This window comes from Paenibacillus lignilyticus, from assembly GCF_017942085.1.
In the GTDB taxonomy this organism is placed as follows: domain Bacteria; phylum Bacillota; class Bacilli; order Paenibacillales; family Paenibacillaceae; genus Paenibacillus_Z; species Paenibacillus_Z lignilyticus.
This window is the reverse complement of record NZ_JAGKSP010000007.1, coordinates 128,469-146,529: the sequence shown is the minus strand read 5'-3', so window position 1 is coordinate 146,529 and position 18,061 is coordinate 128,469. Positions and strand designations below refer to the sequence as shown.

The window sequence follows — 18,061 nt, the reverse complement described above, 5'->3', positions numbered from 1 at the left end:
TCTATGCTGGAATTGCTTTCTTATTCCTCCGCGAGTCCTTGCCCGCCCCTTACATGCGCGCGATAGGCACTCGGAGAGAGACCAACCTTCTTCTTGAACATGAAGCTGAAATGGGCCGTGTCCTTAAAGCCGACCGCATAGGCAACCTCATAGGTTTTGAGATCCTCGCGAAGCAGCTTCGTCTTGGCCGCCTCGATCCGGTAATCCCACAGCATATCGGTAAAATTATGGCCGGTTTCCTTCTTGATCAGCCGGCTCAAGTACGAGTAGTTGACGTTCAGCTTATTCGCCACAGCCTGCAGCGTCAGCTCCTCCGCGAACCGTTCGCGGATAATCTGCTTCACGTCCGAGATCACCTTCAGCGGTGAATCCTGCAACTCCTGCTGCATGAAGACTTGATAGGCAATGAGCTGACGCTCCAGCTCCTTCATGATGTCAGTCAGCAGCACGGCTTTGATCAGCTTCTCGCGAATGTCGACGGACATGCCGTGCGAAGGACGAATGCCGAGATCCGCAAGCGCCGCCTCTGCTTTCTCAATGAGATGAAGCGCATAATGCTGCATGTCCTTCTTGCTTGCTCCGACGGAGAGCATGCTGCGATAAGAGTCCTTCAGCAGTGCGCGAATCTTCTCGGGATCGTTGCTTCGCAGCGCATCCGCAATCAGACTAAGCGATGCGCCGGTTTCCTTCTCTTTCTCCGTCAGGAACGATTCCATCGCATCGTAGGCAATGACGGAGTTCTTGCCGAGCAGCATGCGGTACTCCATGCATTTCTTCACTTGGCGCAGCGCCTCGGGCAGCCGGCAGAAGGTCGGGAAGATCTGGCTGATGCCGACCGACAACGACATGGCGCGAGAAGCGCTAACCGATGTGATCTCCTTGGCGAAGGCCATCAATTGCTCGCGGCCGGCGGTAAGTCCGGTTTGCTGCCTTAGCGGCACGAACAAGTAGATCCCGCTTGCCGATGACGCCGTCCAGCCCTGCAGGCCGACGCCCCCGGCAGCCGTTTCGATTTGTCCGCGCAGATGTGCCGCCGCAAACGGAAAATGCTCGTTATCCGAGTTGCGCGGCGCATCAAGCTCTGCATACAGCAGGATGAACTCGCCGTCCTGCAAGCCGCTTCCTTGCAGCCACTGCTGCTTATAGGCTGCTGAATGCTGTTCATCTGCCAGCAGCTCGAAGAACTGATCATGCTCACGCCAGCCCGCCAGCATCGGCTCATGCTCACGCAGCGATTCGACCGTGCGGATCAGCTCCTCCGGCAGGAACGGTTTCGTCATGAAATCCGAAACGCCCAGCTTCACCGCTTGCCGGGCATAGTCGAACTCATGATAGGCCGTCAGAAATATAATCGGCATGTCGGCATACCGCCTGCGCACATGCTCCGCGAACGTAATGCCATCCATAACGGGCATCCGAATATCGGTAATAATGACGTCCGGAAGCGAGGTGCAAGCGTTCAGCATGCCGAGCGCTTCTTCTCCGTTAGCCGCCGACCACGCCACCTCGCAGCCAATCGCAGCCCAGCCTTCCATACCGGCCAGAAACTCGCGAATCTCGCGTTCATCATCCACAATCATAATCCGCATGTGCTCAGCCCTCCTCGTTATCCTGCAAAATCTGTATGGGCATCAGCACCCTCGCCAATGTTGTCCCTTCAAGGTGGTGCAAGGTGATTCCGTACGTGTTCCCGTAGTGAAGCCGCAGTCTGGCATTCACATTGTCTAAGCCGGTGCCCAATCCCTTCGGATGTTTCTGCAAGGAGTCGCCGTTTCCGGCGGCCGTCTCCAGAAGGCCTCCGCTAACGAGTGAGCTGTTCTCGATCTCGATGACCAGCTCATATTGCTCTTCCTTCACGGTGATGGAGATGGAGCCTCCTTCGGGCAGGCGGTCGATACCGTGAACGACGGCATTCTCTACCAGCGGCTGGAGAAGAAGCTTAGGGACGGCGATTTTGCGATACATATCAGGCAGGTCGATCATATAGGTCAAACGCTCTCCGTAGCGGTAACGATGGATTTCGAGATATTTGCGCACAAACTCCATCTCGGTACCCAGCTCGACAAACTGGTTGCCGGGCGTGATCGAAAATCGGAAAATCCCGGATAAATGCTGCACCATCTGCGGGATATGCTTCGCCTTCTCCGGCGAGTGGGACATGATGCTGATATATTCCATCGTGTTATAGAGGAAATGAGGATTAATGTACATGCGGATGGCCTTTAGCTCTGCTTCGCGGACCAGCAGCTCGTTCTTATAGTTGGTCTCAATTAGGTGGCTTGTTCGCTGCACCAAGCTGTTGAAGCCATTGCAGAGCATCGCGATTTCATCCGTTGTGGTGATGCCGCTGATGAGCTGGTATTCCTCCCGCTCCGCTGCGCGCATTAACCGCGTTAAACGCTGAATGGGGATCGTGATTCTGCGCAGAATGACGTACGTCACGATCGTAATCGCGAGCCAAGCTGCCAGCGTGACGCCAATGGAGAATAACGCCTGCTTCTGCACGAGTCCGCCGGTTCCGGGGTTCGCGAGCAGGACATATTGAAATTCGGAGTAACGCGATTTCTGTTGGATGACCAGTTCACTCTGAAGCTTACGGCTGTTGAGCAAATGCCCGATTTCATTTTGCAAGGAGGCGGTCATGATCTGATTATCTGCGTTCGTAATATAAAAGGTGTCTGGGGCGTAATCCAGGAATAACGACCTTACCTTGGCGGCATCGAGCGTAATGATCAGACGGCCGATCTCGGAATCGGCTGAGGGGCGCTGGCCTTCATCGAAAATCTTGACCACACAGGCCATGCGTTTATCGTCGTTAAAGAAAGCCCATTCCGGCATACGATCGAATTCGAACGGCATCTCCCAGAATGCTTCCGCGTAGAGCAGCCGCTTCTTGTTATCGGTGCTGTACAGCACCTTGTTATTGATGCCAAGGACATACAAGTCGCCGACAAAATCGCCGATCTTGAGCCTCGCCGTTGTCAGCTCCGTCTGCAGCAGCTCCGAGACGGATGCGTTTAAGCTTGCGTTGACCTGGCCTTTCTTGACGTTGCGGAACATCGCTTGGAGGAGTACGTTTTCGCTGATGGGCAGCATTTGGCTCTTAACGGCATAAAGCACTTCGTCAAACCTCTCGGCGGAGCCGGACAGTCCTTGCTGCGCTTCTTCGGTGGCCTTCTTCTCGATGAGATGACTGGAGCGGATGTAGAAGGTGGAGCTGACGATAATTAACGGAATTAAAGTAAGCAGCGAGTAGATGATCAGCATCTTGTAAAACAACCTGGAGCGAATGGGATCTAGCAGATGCGAGGTCAGCCATTTCATAGAGGAGTCTCCTATTCGGTTAGTAGCTGCTAGTGGGGTTTGCCTCTATTATGCTATAAACGATGGGATATTCAAGAGGAATTTGCATGGAGGTGGCACCGAGCCGTGAGCCCAGCCTGAGGCCGCAACAAAAAAGCCGAGAGCACATCTTCCGTCTCTCAGCTTCATAATTATCCTTATGCCGGAATACCGAGCCATCGTTATACGGCGTCCCGCAATCTCTCTTCCACCTGCTCCACCCAAACGCCATCTCGATCCGCCAAGAGCGTCTCCCACTCCAGCTCCCGTGCTGCCTTCAAGTTGCGCTCCGCATCGTCAACGAACAAGATCCCCGCAGCTTGTTTGATTTGCGAGCTCACCAGCCGATAAATAGACAGATCCGGCTTGCAGCATCCCGCTTCGCTTGATATGGTCACACTCGCAAGATGGCTGCGAATCGGCTCCAGCAACGGCGCGATCCACTCATGTCGATGATTGCTGAGCAGATGAATATCCGCATAGCTACTCCACGCCGGTATGCGATAAAAAGCAGGAAGAGGCTTCAGATGGTTGGACATGCCCACTTGTGCAAGCTGCGTATCGAGCCCCAAATCCTGCTCCTCCAGCCACCGCCAGAACGTTTGCTCATCGACCCGGCCTGTCCATAAATCTTCACGAAGGTCTCGTTTGAAAGCAGTCCGCAGCGTATCGAAAGAAACATTCGCCCTCCCCGCAACCTCTTCCCAGAATTCAGGCGTAAAATTCGAAAGCAGCACGCCTCCGACATCCAGCACTAATTGGGATCTACTCATGCTGTTGCATCAACCTCGAAGATCGAATCTACAACGACAGGCAGGTTATTTCGTAGCGAAACAGCCCCCAGCACCGACCTTGCGTGGTTACCTTTGCTCTCGCCGAACACTTCAAACAGCAAATCGGAGTAGCCGTTCAGCACTTTGTGATGCTCTTCGAAATCCGGTCCCGCGTTCACGAAGCCTTGAATTTTCACCGCCCGCTTCACGCGGTCGAGCGAGCCCAGCGTATCCTTCAGCACGGCCAGCACTTCCAGGCCCGCCAGCCTGGCAAAGCGGTAACCGTCCTCTGTCGTATAATCAATGCCCAGCTTCCCCTTCGGGTTGCCGGCCGGCCCTTTGCCTGACACAAACAGGAGACCGTTCACGATCATGCAATTGGCATATTTGGCAGCAGGCTCGCTAACCGTTGGCAGTTCAATCTGTAATGACTTTAACCGTTCTTCAATCGATTGTTCGGACATTGTAACGCCTCCTCTTATTTTCTTGCGGGAAATCCGAACGCCAGCAGCACAAACCCGATGAACAAGAAGAACCAAACGAAGAAATTGCCGAAAAACAAGCCAACGCCACCAAGATTATTCGCATACAAATCCATATTCGCGCTATTCGAGGTCGCCACGGCATAAGCAATCAGCTTCACGCATCGTTCAATCGTATAGATAGCCGCGCCCGTTAACATAAAGATGGCGCCGAGTTTCATATAGGTTTTATTTTCCATTCTATACCCTCCTTACGCATCGTTAAACATCTTCGCCCTTACATTTGATCCAAAATAATCCTCGCAAGCTCATCCCAATTCTTCCGATCTGTATTGATCTCCACGGTAGGCACTGCGGATAATTGCGCATGAATGCGGCACTGCTCCTGCGTTTGCAGCAGCTCTTCGCAGGCTTGTCTCACTTCGGCTTCGGCCTTATCGAACCACGCCGACGGAACTCTGCTCTTGATCCGCTCCTCCGTCACCTCAGGAGAAATCGTAAGCAGCACGCATTTCGCGCCAAGCGCTGCCAAATCCGCTTCCAGTACGGCGATCTCCGATGCATCGTCTTCGCCGGCAAAAGCAACCCGATGATTCAAGTGAAATCGCTCCAGCACATAAAATAACCCTCTCGACTTCCGGGCATGGGGACCCAGATAAACCGCCCAATCGTTTAATTGTTTGATCATGTCGACTCTGCTTCGCAGCAGCTGCAGATGATCCTCTCGCGACAGCCTCTCGTACGATCCTTGGACGTTGTTAAGCACTTGCGAATAATGCTCGCCGAGGACGATGACGCTGTTTTCAGCCGTTTCATCCTGCGACTGCAGCTTCTTGATTGCCCTCAGCAGCGAGGTTTTGCCGGCATTCGAATAGCCTTCCAGAATAATGCCTCTTATGTTCAATGGGATTTTCCCTCCGAATGCAGGGTTCGTTGCTGCGCGGCAAACGTAAGCCAATTGCCTCTAAACTCAATCGCGCGTCCATTCTTCTCCTCGGCGATGCTCTGGGGGATCACGCTTACGATGCGAATCTCCCAATCCCGATATAACGCTCTCAATAGATGGATGGTCTCTTCCGTCTTCATAGGTAATTCTATTACTCCGGGGCTTTGCGAGCCCAGCTCGACATCATATTCCGCCGCTTCCGTGTTGATCAAGATACAGTTGATTCCCCGATCTTTCGTTCCGCGGATCATCCGGTTCACGACAGCTTGAAAGGCAGCGAGATCCGAAACATGCTCCAGGCAAGAGCAAGCGACGATATAGTCGTAAGCATACGGTGGTATTTCATACTGTTCGACATCTGCTACCACAGACCGGATCACGCTTTGCACGCCATACTGGGCAGCATATTGCTCCAGCTTCTCGATTGCTACGGGGAGCAAATCGACGCCAACGACCGATCCGCCGGCCGGTTGAACGGCCTCCGCGATCGGGATACTGTTTCGCCCGACGCCGCAGCCCAGATCCAGTACATGAATCGGCTCGTTTGTGCCGAGCTCCTGCAGCAGGTTCATGACGGTTTTGACCGGCTTGGCGAGCCAAGTTCCGGGTGCAAACAGCTCTGTCTCAAGGTAGAACGCTTCGTGGTACTTCGTCTCCTGCTCCCTAGCCTCTGCAAAATGGTTCATGCAGCACCTGCTTTCTCCTTTATTTATTTCGCAAACCAACAACATTTTCCTTTTTCGCTTGAAAATTACTGAAATCAAGCCGCGTGTAGGCACGGATTATCTTAGTTGAAGCTGCGCTTCGGATACAGGGCATGCTGAACATCACCTGCCACTGGTCTACAGCGGCTGCATGTTATTAAGCTGCAGCTAAAATAGACAAGCCGCATCAAGTGGCTTGCCTTTTTTAGCATCTTTTTTCCGCACCGCGCCCGTGCGCTGTGCTGAACGAGCTGCCGTCTAGCCTTCATGCTCCGGCCGCTCGGCCAGCCAGTCTTCCAGCGTCGCAACGCGCTCCGGGAACTTGCTGCTTCTGGCGAGGAACCCTGCGCCGTGCTGCGGCATCGGATCTTGATCCGTCGGCTGGTAGCGCAGGTCTACGCTCCAGCGGACATGATCGGAATTGTTCGGCGTCGACATATGGAGCAGCCGATCGTTGAACAAGATCGCGGTGCCGGCCTTCACCGGCAATGCGATGGTTTTGCGAGAACCAAGCTGGTTCTCGTGCAGCGCGGTGTAGCCTGTGCCGCTGTAGGTTTCCGAGTGCCATTCCAGCAGCTTCGCGTTCTGGGTGCGCGGCTTAATGTGGAGACAGCCGTTCTCCAGCGTGGCATCTACGAACGAGATCCATACCGTGATGACGGGATTCGCATTGGAATCCGGCCAGTAGGATTTATCTTGATGCCAAGGCACGGCGCCTGCCGCGACACGCGGCACTTTAGGCCGCACATTATAGACAGGGCTTGCGAAGATCTCCTCGCCGATCAACGACTCTACCGCATCAATGATCTTCGGATTGCTCAAGAGATGGTAGTACCCCTCAAGCCGATCTCTCCACCCGCGTCCGAATTTGAGAAAGTCCTTATCCGTTAATCCCGCAAACAGCTTCGCGAGCCGGTATTGAAAAGGTTCATGCTCCAATTTGTCCGTAATCAGTCCATTGGCGGCCAAATCATCCGCAATAAGGGACACCTTATCGGACATGGCCTGCCGCGGCGCTGCCATATCTTCATCATTCAATAAGTCTTCCAAAATCAGATAACCGTCCCGATTGTACTGCTCCAGCTGCAAGTTGGATAAACTTCCGCGCGTTACACGATGAATGGCCATTCCGATACCCCCGTTACCTGTAGTCCTTACGAGTTAAATGTATCATCGCAGCATCGAAATGTATTTATTTCCCTTTCCACGATTTTGTCAAAACTTCCGCTAAATCTTCTGTTTATTCCACCGTTATCGTCGTATAAACCTCGCCGTTGTAATGACTGTCCACGACTTCCTCGGTAAGCGAGAAACTGCATACCGCCGAGATATAATAAGTGCCGGGCGGAAGCCGCAATTCCTTCTCAGCATAGAAGGTGCGCCAGAAGCCGGCATCAGGATCGTCTGCGCCGTAACCGCCGCTTTTAAAGAACGGATATTCCGTCGTCTTGCCCTTCACGAGCTTAGTCGCCACCAACTCACTCGTGTTGGCTCCTTCCATGTTGAACTTCTTCCCATCCGTAACGGTGAAACCGATATACGTGTGGCCGCCCCAGATCGTAATGGAATCTCCTTCGCCAATGTAGGTCAAGCTGGCCGAATAGACGATCGGCTCATCCTTGGCGAAGGTTGTTTTGGCAATATTCAGCTTCATCTCGAACAGATCATCCTTGTACTGCAGCCGGGGTGCGGACATTTTCTTCTGTAGGGCGGGGTCAATGGCAGCCTCCTCGGGTTTCTTGCTGCCAGAGCTGCCGCAAGCAGATAACACCAACATCAGCATGATCATAATCATCGCTTTCATAACGTCCTCCTACTGGTCCGTCTTCTTACCCACCAGACGATTAACTCCGCTCAAAGGTTACTTCCCCGCAAATAAAAAAGCAAAAGACCGGCGCTCTCCCGCCGGTCTCTCACCTTACTCAGCCCATGCTTGATTACTTAATGTTCGCCAAGTAAGCTTGGTTTTGCTCATTGAAGTATTTGGTCATGGCCTCCAGCGATTTCTCGTCCGCTCCTTGTTGAACGGCGAGCGCTTGGAATTCCTTCCACATCGACTCGAATTGAGCGTCGTCCTTAGCAGCCAATGTCTTCGTCAGCGTTTTCTCGAAGGCATCGCGGTTCTTCCAGAACGCATCCGCTTCCGCTACGCTGCCAAAGAAGTTCCAGATCTCGTGACCTTTGTTCAGCATCGTCGCAAAATTCGATTGCGCCTCTCCCGGCAGGTTACCCGGATCGAAGAATCCGAGGGCGTCCGCCGCACTAAGCGTTCTAGTGTAAGTATTATAAGGAGCAAGAGGACCTGCACCCCACATATAGCTCGGATAATACGGCCATGCGAAGCCATAGCCATCTGTCGTGCTGATACGAGTGTTGAACAGGTTATACGAAAGCTGTGCGCCATTAGATTGGTTTGTGTACACCATAGCGTCTTCCAAATCTTTGTTCACGAATACGCGTTTACCGTCTTTCTCTTCGAACAGTCCCGCGCTCTTCGGTCCCCACTCATACATTTTCTCGCCCGTTTCGGAAATCATGTAGTCCAAGAAACGAATAACCTGCGGCAAGTCTTCCTCTGAGACTTTGTCTTTGAAGATGAGAATGGAGAAGTTGATGCCGTTCTGGCCATAAGGCATGATCGTTCTTGAGAAGTCGATCGGCGCATCGATAAATAGCTTTCTGTACCGATATGGCTTGTTGGCGGCTTTCAGCACGCCTGCATCCGGCGTATCGTACATATACGGTACGGCATATTGACCGTTATTCAGCTTCTCAAGGTGAGTTGCGTTGTTCTCAAGGAGCGAATTGGGATCCATAACTTTGTCGCGGACAAGCTTGTTAAATTCCGCAATGCCGGATTTGAACCAATCTTGTTGGAACGAGTATTTGATGCTCTTCGAGGCTTTGTCGTAGTAGGTAAAGTAGTTGTTGTTAGCGGGAACTCGGTAAAGGTTATTGAAGAATTGCGTCATCAGGCTCCAGTTGTCGCCTCCGCCAAAGCCATAGGTGACCTGCACCGGCTTGCCGTTTTCTTTCAGGCCTTTATCTTTAATCACCTTTTGAACATCGTACAGAAATTTAATCATATCATCCGTGGATTTAATGGGAACGTCGAAAATCTCTTCTTTCGTGAACTTGCCGTTCTTGAGGTACAAGGCGTCGATCTCGTCTTGTGTCTTCGCGTTCGGGTACAGCATTTTCAAAATATCGTCGCGAACCCAAATCCAGTTGTACCCCAGCGAGCTGTTCAAAGGGCTCGGCGGAACGAAATCAGGATTCAGCTGCTTGATTGAACCGTCCGGATTGCCGACCATCGTTGGGAAACCCCAAATTTTGTTGCCATCCAAATGTTTGGACGTAATTTGCTCTTCAATTAACGGGAAGACGTCAAATGGCATTCTCTTCGCCACATGCGGAGCGTACTTCGCGATGGCGTCCGTTAATTCGTACACTTTGCCTGCTTTAATCAAGTCTTGGAACGGTGCCATGTCGCCGTCCACGAAAGCAATATCCGGCCAGTCATTGGAAGCGTTAAGCAGACCCATCTTCACTTTGACATCTTGGCCGCCATTGTCGAACGAACCGTTCTTGTCTATTGTCACGCCGGTAACGCGTTTGATTTCCGGCGTCACGACATCTTTATCCGACGCAGGGCGTTTGGCGTCGCCGCTGCCATGCGTGTACCATGCTTTCAAATTCAGCTGTTTGCCCGTCCAGTCCGGCAATTCCGAGCTGTCGGATACTTTGTCTAACAGGTCATAATACGCCGCCGGCTCTGCAGCGGCATTCGAAGAATCGGCGTCGTTCGTCGTCTCCGTGCTTGTATTGGTGCCGGTGCTCGTGTTCGCTGCCGGTTCGTTTTTGACGGTATCGGTATTGGTATTACCATTCGAACATCCCGCGATGATGGTAACGATCATGATTACCGAGAGAAGAACGGAAAATGTTTTCCTTTTTCTATTTTTCATCTTATGGCCTCCTGATTAATGGTTATCGGTTTGGCAGCATACATGAAATATGAGATAATGAAACCGCTATTAGATTGCTGAACATGCTTGGAAAGCGCAGCCGGCTGCATACGTTTCGCGACCGAATCAGCCTGCAACGCGCCTTCAAGGCGTGTTCTTTTTATTTCCTCCTCTCCCTCGTTATACCCCTCTTCAATGTGGACATTCTGCTTGCGGCTTTAGACGTACCCGCCTCACCTCCCGAATGAGTTACTCTTTAACGGCGCCCAGCGTGACGCCTTTTACGAAAAACCGCTGCAGGAACGGATAAATCAAAATGATCGGAATCGACGTCACAATAATATTGGCTGCTCGGATCGCTTGCGGCGTAATGTGAGGCTGTCCGGAGGAAATGACGGTAATGTTCTTCATCAGCGCCTCCTCCATCAGTTTGGCGACCCGTTCGCCTTCCTTCAGGATTTGCATGAGAATGTATTGCATCGTAAACAGCTTGTGATTGGTCACGTAATAAAGCGTCGTCGTCCAATCGTTCCAATGGTAGACTGCGGTCCACAGCGTCATGACGGCGATAATCGGCATCGACAGCGGCATGTAAATTCGGGTCATAATGGTAAAGTCGTTCGCACCGTCGATTCGGGCAGACTCGCCCAAGCTATCGGGAATCGTGTATAGGTAAGAGCGGATGATGACCATGTTGTAGAGGCTAAACGAAACCGGAAGAATATACACCCAGAACGTATTCGATACGTGCAGCTCCGAGTAGATCAGGTAAGTCGGGATTAACCCGCCGTTAAAGTACATCGGTATGATTAGGAAAATGAGCAGTGCCCCTCTTCCCGAAACATCCTTCAACGTAAAGGCATAGGCGCAAGCGAATTGAACAATGACCGCAAGCAGCGTCCCTGCAGCGACTCTGCACAAGGATATCCATAGCGCATGGATGACCTCTTCGTTCTGGAACAACAGCATGAAATTGTTGAATGTAAACACCCGCGGGTAAATGGTAATGCCGCCGAATTGAGAATCGATCGGATCGTTGAATGCGAAGGCCAGGACATTCAGGAAGGGGAACACCATGATGAAGACCAGCACCGACAGGAAAACGATATTGGCGACTTTGAATATTTTATAAGACGCAGATTCGTGGTTCATAAGGACTCCCCTCAAGGTGAACTTATACTTTCTTATCGTTTAAAAAATCGAAATTCGGGAAACTTTCTTAGCGATTTGGTTGGCGGCAATAATGAATGTAAAGGCGACAAGCCCTTCCACGAAACCAATGGCGGCTGCGGTCGAGTAATTCCCCTGCTGGATACCGGATGAGAACACAACTGTGGAGATAACCGGATAATCAATGAATGCGTTCTGCATGCCGTACACCAGCTCGAAATTACTGCCAAACAACGATCCAAGCGTGAAAATCAACATGATCACGGCGGTTGTCTTCATGCCGGGAAGAGTAATATAGCGATGCTGTTGGAACCGGTTGGCTCCGTCGATCTTGGCCGCCTCGTATAAGCTCGGATCAATGGAGGTGATTGCCGCAAGGAAGACGATTGTTCCCCAACCGACCTCTTTCCACACGCTGAGCAGGAGCAGCATCGGAACGAACAGCGCCTGATGAGACAAGAACATGGATCGTTCGGTATCCGCCCCCAGAAGCATGACCTTCAAATCGTTAATCGGACCGTCGACGTCAAGCAAGGAATAAGTTAAACCTACGACCGCGATCCAGGACAGAAAGTGCGGCATGTAGCTTAACGTCTGCACGCTTCGTTTAAACAGCCCGTTCTTCAGTTCATTAATCAGAAGCGCGAGCAGGATTGGAGCCGGAAAGCTGACGAGAATCATCATGACACTAAGCAGAAAGGTGTTTAGAATGGCCTTTCGCAGCATCGGAACATGAAAGATCTCATTAATGTGCTTAAACCCGACCCAGGGGCTGTGCCACAGTCCGCTGAAAATATTGTGGTCCTGAAAGGCAACCAGGATGCCGGGCATTGGCAAATAACTGAAAATGAACGTCAGGACGACGGAGGGAAGCATTAACAAATAAGCGAAATAGCTCTTCTTAAACTTTCGCTTCCAATTCGGTTTCCTGGATAGATTCACGTGCGGAGCCACGTTTCCTTCGCTCGTCGTAACCGCCTTCACTTTGACTCCCCCTTCTAAGCGCATCTGTATGACTTGGATTTAGCATATCGTTTGAAAGCGCTTAATTAAAGCCAATATGCGGAAATCTGATATAAGAATCAGGAAAGTTTGAACAAAAAAACCTGCGTATGAGCGCAGGTCTATCGTGCAGCTTCCAGCGGGGGTTCCTCGCCGATGCTGATTGCGGCAGGAATCCGAATGATAACCGTCGTTCCGTTGCCGGGCTCGCTCTGAATTTCCAGCTTGTGCAGCTTTGGGTAAAAGATCTCCAGCCGTTTCCTCACGTTCTTCATGCCATAACCTCCATACAGCCCGTTAGCTTCGCCTTCGAGCAGCCGCTCGATCTGGACAGACTCCATTCCCGCTCCATTATCGGATATGGCGAATAGGACATCGTCGCCATCTTGCTTAGCCGATATTCGGATGAGGCCGCCTGTCTCTCGCCCGATTAACCCGTGCAGGACAGCGTTCTCCACGACCGGCTGCAGCAGGTGTTTGAGTACGGGGCGGTAACCGATTCCCTCATCATACTCAATTTCATAGTGGAATTCGGTACCGAATGCGAACTTCTGAAGTCGCAAGTACTGCTCGATCATTTCCAATTCCTGCACGATCGTTACGATGCTGCTGCCTTTATTCAAGGCGATCCGGTAATATTTGACCATCGAGTTGATGACGTCCTTCACCTGCTTGTCCCCGCTAATGGAACGAATTGTAGATAGCGTGTTGTAAAGAAAATGAGGATTAAAACGCTCCTGGAGCAGCTGCGTCTCCAGCATCTTCCGCTCAAGCTCGTAATCCGTGATGCGTTTGTAATATTCTTTGACCCTCTGAATCAGTTCAAAGTAAGAATTGCCCATTCTCTCAAACTCGTCGTTGGTGGTATAGGTCAGCATCGTATCGTCGTCGCTTATGAGGCTTTCCACGTTTTTGTTCATTTTGCGAAGCAGCGTTTCGAGCCTCTTGGTCAAGTAATGAGAGACGACCTCGACCGTAAAGATGAGAATGGCGATGATAATAAGAAAAATGACGCCGACGGAAACCCAATACCACTTCAACTCTTGGAAAACGAGGCTCTTCGGAATATACCAGGAAATATGGCCGACCGGTGTGTGCAAGGGATGGTTCAGCACATAGAAGGAAGACTCCGGCTTCACGTCGGTATCAGCCCTCAGCTGATAATCGCCATACTTCCCTGATCCTTCAAAATTAATATAGCTTCCTTTGGGAATGTCATAGGGGAAGAAATCAATAAGCTGGTTCAACTGGATGCGCATCTCTATAATGGCCAGCGGTCTATTAAGCGATATTAATTTTTTATAGGCGTAAATATAATCCGCCTTCATGGTAGAGTTAGCGTTCAGCTTCGCATTTTTGATTAACCAGAGAATTTCCGAGTTATTCGTCTTCAATATTGCATCTTTAAGACTTGTCGCAGCATCTACTTGCTCGCTCTCCAAACTGCCGATGCTCCGCAGGTATTCCCCATCGTAATTCGTATCTTTTAGGGCATAAATGACAATCTCCGTCTGGGTGTTTTCCGTCTTTGCCGCCTTCATGACGCTCTGCAGGTAGTCGCTGAAATTCATGATGCGGACAAGGTTATTATCGATATAAGTCGTCTCTAAATAATTGATAATGAAGTAGTTGCTGTTAATGAATTCGACTTTATTGACGTTGGAGTCCAGCAGTGCATTCACGCTGTTCACGCTGCTTTCAAGCTGGGAGCTTTTCTCGGCCAAAATATCCTTTACCTTACTGCTGTAAATCCGGCTTGTCAGGAAAGAACCGAGCACGAGCATCGGCAGCAGCGCAAAGACGAATATAATCGCCGCTACTTTATGTCGATACCTTAACCGATTCAGTTTGAACATGGTCTAGCCCCCGATCTCACGGTCATGAGCATTAAAGCGCAGCTTTGCTTTTGAATTCGGCCGGCGTCATGCCTACGTTTTTCTTGAACGCAAGAATGAAATAGGACGTGCTTACATAACCGACAGCTTCCGCTACTGCGGCTACCTTGCTCCCCTCTTCCTTGAGCAGCTGCTTCGCCTTATCCGTTCGGAACTGGACCAAATAATCGAAGATGGTCTGTCCGGTTTCCTTCTTGAATAATCCGTTGGCATGGCGCCCGCTCAAATATACGGATTTCGAAATTTCCTCGATGGAGATTTGTTCGCGGTAGTTATCATGGATCATCTGCTTAATCGCGGCGATGATTTTCACATTCTTGGAGCTGTTCCGATCGGTTACCCGCTCCTTAATGAACTCGAACGATTGCCTGATCCACTGCACGACCTCTTCCTTGGTGCTCATCCGGTTCAATTTATCCCACACCGCCATGTTGTCGCCGAAAATATCCTTCATCGATTGGTTCGCTTCCATAAACAGGATGCCCGACAGATGGGAGCAGAGCAGCGCGAAACCTTTCACGTAATTCTCGCCTTGCCTCACGTTCGCGGCGTTCAAGTACTTATCGATAAACTCCTCCACGTCTTGTCCGTTTCCGAATGACATGAGTGCTTTCATATCCTGGTAGACTTCCACCAAACTGGGCATGTCCTCCACGGGAATATCCGAACGGTCGTCGATTTCTTCGAAACGAATAATCGGGTTGCTGCCGCTGTAGAAACGCGTATTGACCGCCTGCTGCGATTGCATATATAAGGTTTCAAGCGCGGTCAGCTCACGGGAACTCTTGCTAATGCCCATCGTCGTATTGATATCCAGCTCTCCGTTGATTGCTGTATGAAGCTGGACAGCCGCGTCGATGACGTCATGCCTATCGGTTTCAAGGTCGAACACGATAACGGCGTATTCGTCCGCCGAAATTTGGACCGGGTACATGGATCTGGAGGCGGTTCCTGCTTTGGAGATTAAGTTCTTGATCGAGTAGGAAAGAAAGTAGGCATCCCTGGCGCTTCGGTGCTCCCGCTTCCGATCTGCGGCCAAGGAATTAATGGAGATGACGCTCATATTCGCCTGATCGGCGATTGGAAGTGCGAGGAATTCAATCTTGTCCAAAATATCTTCTTTCGTGCGGAAGTTGCCCAGCAGCACCTCCTTCAGAAATTGTTCCTGCACGAGCGGAAGCATCCCTTCCAGCTGTCTCAGCATGCGCTCTTTCTCGATTTGCTCGCGATGCTGCTGCGTAAACTCGGCAAGGAGCTTATGAATCGCCTGCTCCAATTCATCGGGCATGATTGGCTTGAGCACATACCCATAGATCCCAAGCTCGACGGCGGATTTGGCAAATTCGAAATCGCTGTGAGAGCTGACGAAGATGATTTTGACGTTCGGATGCGATTGTCTAATGCGGACCGACAGCTCGACTCCGTTCATTAACGGCATCGCGATGTCCGTAATGACGATGTGAGGTCTGAGGTCGTCCATGCGGGAAAGCGCTTCCAAACCATTCGCGAACAGACCGACGACTTCGATGCCAAGCGACGTCCATTCGATTAATTCTTTGATTGTATTCCGTTCATACTTGTTGTCATCCACGATGAATAATCTGAACATCGCAATCACGTCCTTATCCCCGGATGCACTGCTAGCTTCATTATTTCAATAAAAGGGCAAGGAACACAATACCCTACCCCTCATCCCGATATTTCCGCGGCGTGACGCCGTTCACTTTCATAAACACGTTGTAGAAGGAAGGCTCGCTCTGATAACCGACAATCTCGGCGATTTCTTTCACTTGAAGGTTGGTTGTGCGCAAATATCGCTTCGCCGCCTCCATTCGGCAGTAGATCAGAAACTGAATAGGACTTACGCCCATCTCGTCTTTAAATAGGTGCGCAAGATGAAATTTGTTTAGATACGTGGCCTCGGCAAGCGACTCCAGCGTGAGCGGAGCGCTGTAGTTTTCTTCAATAATCCGCTTCGCTTTCCAAACCGCTTCCTTCGAGGGCACTCTTGTCCGGTCCGCCGCATCGCTGTAATGGGCAATCCGCGCCAGCTTGGCAAACAGGATGGCGAGGCAGTGATTCGCAATCGTCTGCGATTCCGGCTCGCCTCTGCGAAACTCGGAGATACAATCGCGCATCAAATTACGTATGACCGGCAGCTGGTCATGCAGATGAAGGATTGGCTCGGCGGCAGGCGGGAGAAAGAAATCCGGTGGAAGCTCCTCGACCTGCAGCTCTCTAAATCCGATATAGGTAGCGCGAAAAGGATGCTTCGTCGACTGCTCCTTATGCCACACGCCCCGATGATAGACAAGCAGCGTTCCCGCTCCCGCTGTGTAGCTCCTCCCGTCGATCTCAAACGTGCCTTCGCCTTCCTCAATAAGCAAGATCTCGCTATTGGCATCATGTTTGTGCAGCTCCAGCAGGAATCGGTCCGGATTGCCGCTTAAGTCAAACGAGCCGCCCGCCAGGAACAGCGGCGTTCTGCGAAATATAGTCGATTCACTCATGCAGACTCCCTCCTAACCTTACGCAAGAATGAATACTTTTTTGCCCAAGTTCACTTATTGTCTCGCTTGGCCGGATGACATAACCTTAATATAGATAGCGTTTGCATGTTTATTTTTAGCATAATCCAGATGGCCGATGTCGTACAACATTAAATAGTTTACTAAGGAGCGTGCGTGCTTTGCTTCAATTCAAGAAGAGACAGCTGTCCGAAGAGAAATACGAGGCTTGTGCTGTGTTTGATGTGAACGGAGATGGCATTGCCGATATCGTCAGCGGCGCCTACTGGTACGAAGGGCCGGACTATGAGAAGAAGCATTTCATATGCGACGTGCTGGAGATTTCGGAGTATCACGATGATTTCTCCGACTATCCCATGGATGTGGACGGCGACGGACGGCTAGATATTATTACCGGCGCATGGTGGGGAGAGACGCTTCGCTGGCGCCGCAATCCGGGCGAAACCGGCGCAGCCTGGGAAACGTTCGATATCGACAAATGCGGCAGCATAGAGACGATTCGTTATTACGATATTGACGGCTGCGGGGTGCCGGAGATTTTCCCCAATACGCCGGGCATGCCGCAGGCGTTCTACAAGCTCGTTCGCGATGCGGACGGCCATGGAACCGGACAGTTTCTGAAGGTGGTTATCAGCGAAGGAGCAAGCGGCCACGGCATGGGGTTCGTCGATGTGAACGGCGACGGCCGCATGGATATCGTGCTGTCCGGCGGCTGGCTGGAGCAGCCCGAGGATCCTTTTGCCGGACTGTGGACCTTCCACCCCGAGTTTTCACTTGGCAGCGCAAGCGTGCCGGTTCTCGGCCATGACGTAAATGGCGACGGACTGATTGATCTTATCGTCGGTCAAGCGCATGATTACGGACTGCATTGGTATGAGCAAGGCCGGGCTGCGGACGGTTCACGGACGTGGACCAAGCATGAAATCGATATGTCGGGCTCCCAGTTCCACGACCTGTGGCTCGTTGATCTCGATCTCGACGGCGAGCTTGAGCTCATCTCGGGCAAGCGGTACCGCGCTCATAATGACGGCGATCCGGGGGCGCATGATCCCATTGGAATTTACTATTACAAGCTGGAAGGCGGCAAGTTCAAGAAGCATGTCATCGACTTCGGCCCTGCAGGCGAGGCTTCGGGAGCCGGCATCTACTTCTGGGTGCAGGATCTGACCGGCAACGGGTATCCCGACATCGTCGCACCCGGCAAGGACGGCTTATATCTATTCGAAAATCATGGAAAAAGAGAGGGATAGT

Annotated in this window: 16 protein-coding genes; 1 reads left to right on the top strand and 15 read right to left on the bottom strand. The window is 51.5% G+C overall.

Annotation, left to right across the window (positions count from 1 at the left end):
• Positions 1–20 precede the first annotated feature (20 nt).
• The 15 genes from I8J30_RS18340 to I8J30_RS18270 form a co-directional block, all read right to left on the bottom strand.
• Positions 21–1,589, bottom strand: coding sequence for a response regulator transcription factor (locus I8J30_RS18340; protein ID WP_210660457.1), 1,569 nt, complete (start codon positions 1,587–1,589; stop codon positions 21–23).
• Positions 1,590–1,593: 4 nt separating this feature from the next.
• A complete protein-coding gene (locus tag I8J30_RS18335) occupies positions 1,594–3,324 on the bottom strand; it encodes a sensor histidine kinase (RefSeq protein ID WP_210660455.1) in 1,731 nt (576 codons plus the stop codon).
• 200 nt (positions 3,325–3,524) lie between these two features.
• A complete protein-coding gene (locus tag I8J30_RS18330) occupies positions 3,525–4,115 on the bottom strand; it encodes an HAD-IA family hydrolase (protein ID WP_210660453.1) in 591 nt (196 codons plus the stop codon).
• The gene (locus I8J30_RS18325; RefSeq protein WP_210660451.1) at positions 4,112–4,579 is read right to left on the bottom strand and encodes a RidA family protein; all 468 of its coding nucleotides are present in this window, start codon (positions 4,577–4,579) and stop codon (positions 4,112–4,114) included. Before I8J30_RS18325 ends, I8J30_RS18330 begins: the two co-directional genes overlap by 4 nt.
• A gap of 14 nt (positions 4,580–4,593) precedes the next feature.
• Entirely contained in the window at positions 4,594–4,836 is a 243-nt protein-coding gene (locus tag I8J30_RS18320; RefSeq protein ID WP_210660449.1) for a hypothetical protein, read from the bottom strand.
• Positions 4,837–4,874: 38 nt separating this feature from the next.
• Positions 4,875–5,501 carry a P-loop NTPase family protein gene (locus tag I8J30_RS18315; protein WP_210660447.1) on the bottom strand — a complete coding sequence of 209 codons (627 nt, stop codon included), beginning with the start codon at positions 5,499–5,501 and terminating at the stop codon, positions 4,875–4,877.
• Positions 5,498–6,229: a class I SAM-dependent methyltransferase gene (locus I8J30_RS18310; RefSeq protein ID WP_210660445.1), complete on the bottom strand. Its 732-nt coding sequence runs from the start codon at positions 6,227–6,229 to the stop codon at positions 5,498–5,500. Before I8J30_RS18310 ends, I8J30_RS18315 begins: the two co-directional genes overlap by 4 nt.
• A gap of 276 nt (positions 6,230–6,505) precedes the next feature.
• The gene (locus tag I8J30_RS18305) at positions 6,506–7,375 is read right to left on the bottom strand and encodes a phytanoyl-CoA dioxygenase family protein (protein ID WP_210660443.1); all 870 of its coding nucleotides are present in this window, start codon (positions 7,373–7,375) and stop codon (positions 6,506–6,508) included.
• Between the two features lie 112 nt (positions 7,376–7,487).
• The gene (locus tag I8J30_RS18300) at positions 7,488–8,051 is read right to left on the bottom strand and encodes a hypothetical protein (RefSeq protein ID WP_210660434.1); all 564 of its coding nucleotides are present in this window, start codon (positions 8,049–8,051) and stop codon (positions 7,488–7,490) included.
• A 133-nt stretch (positions 8,052–8,184) separates the two neighbouring features.
• Positions 8,185–10,215: a type 2 periplasmic-binding domain-containing protein gene (locus I8J30_RS18295; protein WP_210660433.1), complete on the bottom strand. Its 2,031-nt coding sequence runs from the start codon at positions 10,213–10,215 to the stop codon at positions 8,185–8,187.
• Between the two features lie 249 nt (positions 10,216–10,464).
• Positions 10,465–11,367 (bottom strand): carbohydrate ABC transporter permease, encoded by a 903-nt coding sequence (locus tag I8J30_RS18290; RefSeq protein ID WP_091223325.1) that lies wholly within the window; start codon positions 11,365–11,367, stop codon positions 10,465–10,467.
• A 39-nt stretch (positions 11,368–11,406) separates the two neighbouring features.
• Positions 11,407–12,369 carry an ABC transporter permease gene (locus tag I8J30_RS18285; RefSeq protein ID WP_210660431.1) on the bottom strand — a complete coding sequence of 321 codons (963 nt, stop codon included), beginning with the start codon at positions 12,367–12,369 and terminating at the stop codon, positions 11,407–11,409.
• A gap of 140 nt (positions 12,370–12,509) precedes the next feature.
• Positions 12,510–14,243 carry a sensor histidine kinase gene (locus tag I8J30_RS18280; RefSeq protein WP_210660422.1) on the bottom strand — a complete coding sequence of 578 codons (1,734 nt, stop codon included), beginning with the start codon at positions 14,241–14,243 and terminating at the stop codon, positions 12,510–12,512.
• A 31-nt stretch (positions 14,244–14,274) separates the two neighbouring features.
• The gene (locus tag I8J30_RS18275) at positions 14,275–15,891 is read right to left on the bottom strand and encodes a response regulator transcription factor (protein WP_210660420.1); all 1,617 of its coding nucleotides are present in this window, start codon (positions 15,889–15,891) and stop codon (positions 14,275–14,277) included.
• A gap of 73 nt (positions 15,892–15,964) precedes the next feature.
• The gene (locus I8J30_RS18270; protein WP_210660418.1) at positions 15,965–16,792 is read right to left on the bottom strand and encodes a helix-turn-helix transcriptional regulator; all 828 of its coding nucleotides are present in this window, start codon (positions 16,790–16,792) and stop codon (positions 15,965–15,967) included.
• A gap of 179 nt (positions 16,793–16,971) precedes the next feature.
• Here I8J30_RS18270 and I8J30_RS18265 point away from each other — a divergent pair, with 179 nt between their 5' ends.
• Complete coding sequence (locus I8J30_RS18265; RefSeq protein ID WP_210660416.1) at positions 16,972–18,060, top strand: FG-GAP repeat domain-containing protein; 1,089 nt, start codon at positions 16,972–16,974, stop codon at positions 18,058–18,060.
• Position 18,061: the final 1 nt, after the last annotated feature.

What these genes read in the sequence shown, in the direction of transcription:
- I8J30_RS18340 (WP_210660457.1), bottom strand. Translation starts at nt 1,589, where the DNA reads ATGCGGATTATGATTGTGGATGATGAACGCGAGATTCGCGAGTTTCTG.
- I8J30_RS18335 (WP_210660455.1), bottom strand. Translation starts at nt 3,324, where the DNA reads ATGAAATGGCTGACCTCGCATCTGCTAGATCCCATTCGCTCCAGGTTG.
- I8J30_RS18330 (WP_210660453.1), bottom strand. Translation starts at nt 4,115, where the DNA reads ATGAGTAGATCCCAATTAGTGCTGGATGTCGGAGGCGTGCTGCTTTCG.
- I8J30_RS18325 (WP_210660451.1), bottom strand. Translation starts at nt 4,579, where the DNA reads ATGTCCGAACAATCGATTGAAGAACGGTTAAAGTCATTACAGATTGAA.
- I8J30_RS18320 (WP_210660449.1), bottom strand. Translation starts at nt 4,836, where the DNA reads ATGGAAAATAAAACCTATATGAAACTCGGCGCCATCTTTATGTTAACG.
- I8J30_RS18310 (WP_210660445.1), bottom strand. Translation starts at nt 6,229, where the DNA reads ATGAACCATTTTGCAGAGGCTAGGGAGCAGGAGACGAAGTACCACGAA.
- I8J30_RS18305 (WP_210660443.1), bottom strand. Translation starts at nt 7,375, where the DNA reads ATGGCCATTCATCGTGTAACGCGCGGAAGTTTATCCAACTTGCAGCTG.
- I8J30_RS18300 (WP_210660434.1), bottom strand. Translation starts at nt 8,051, where the DNA reads ATGAAAGCGATGATTATGATCATGCTGATGTTGGTGTTATCTGCTTGC.
- I8J30_RS18295 (WP_210660433.1), bottom strand. Translation starts at nt 10,215, where the DNA reads ATGAAAAATAGAAAAAGGAAAACATTTTCCGTTCTTCTCTCGGTAATC.
- I8J30_RS18290 (WP_091223325.1), bottom strand. Translation starts at nt 11,367, where the DNA reads ATGAACCACGAATCTGCGTCTTATAAAATATTCAAAGTCGCCAATATC.
- I8J30_RS18280 (WP_210660422.1), bottom strand. Translation starts at nt 14,243, where the DNA reads ATGTTCAAACTGAATCGGTTAAGGTATCGACATAAAGTAGCGGCGATT.
- I8J30_RS18275 (WP_210660420.1), bottom strand. Translation starts at nt 15,891, where the DNA reads ATGTTCAGATTATTCATCGTGGATGACAACAAGTATGAACGGAATACA.
- I8J30_RS18270 (WP_210660418.1), bottom strand. Translation starts at nt 16,792, where the DNA reads ATGAGTGAATCGACTATATTTCGCAGAACGCCGCTGTTCCTGGCGGGC.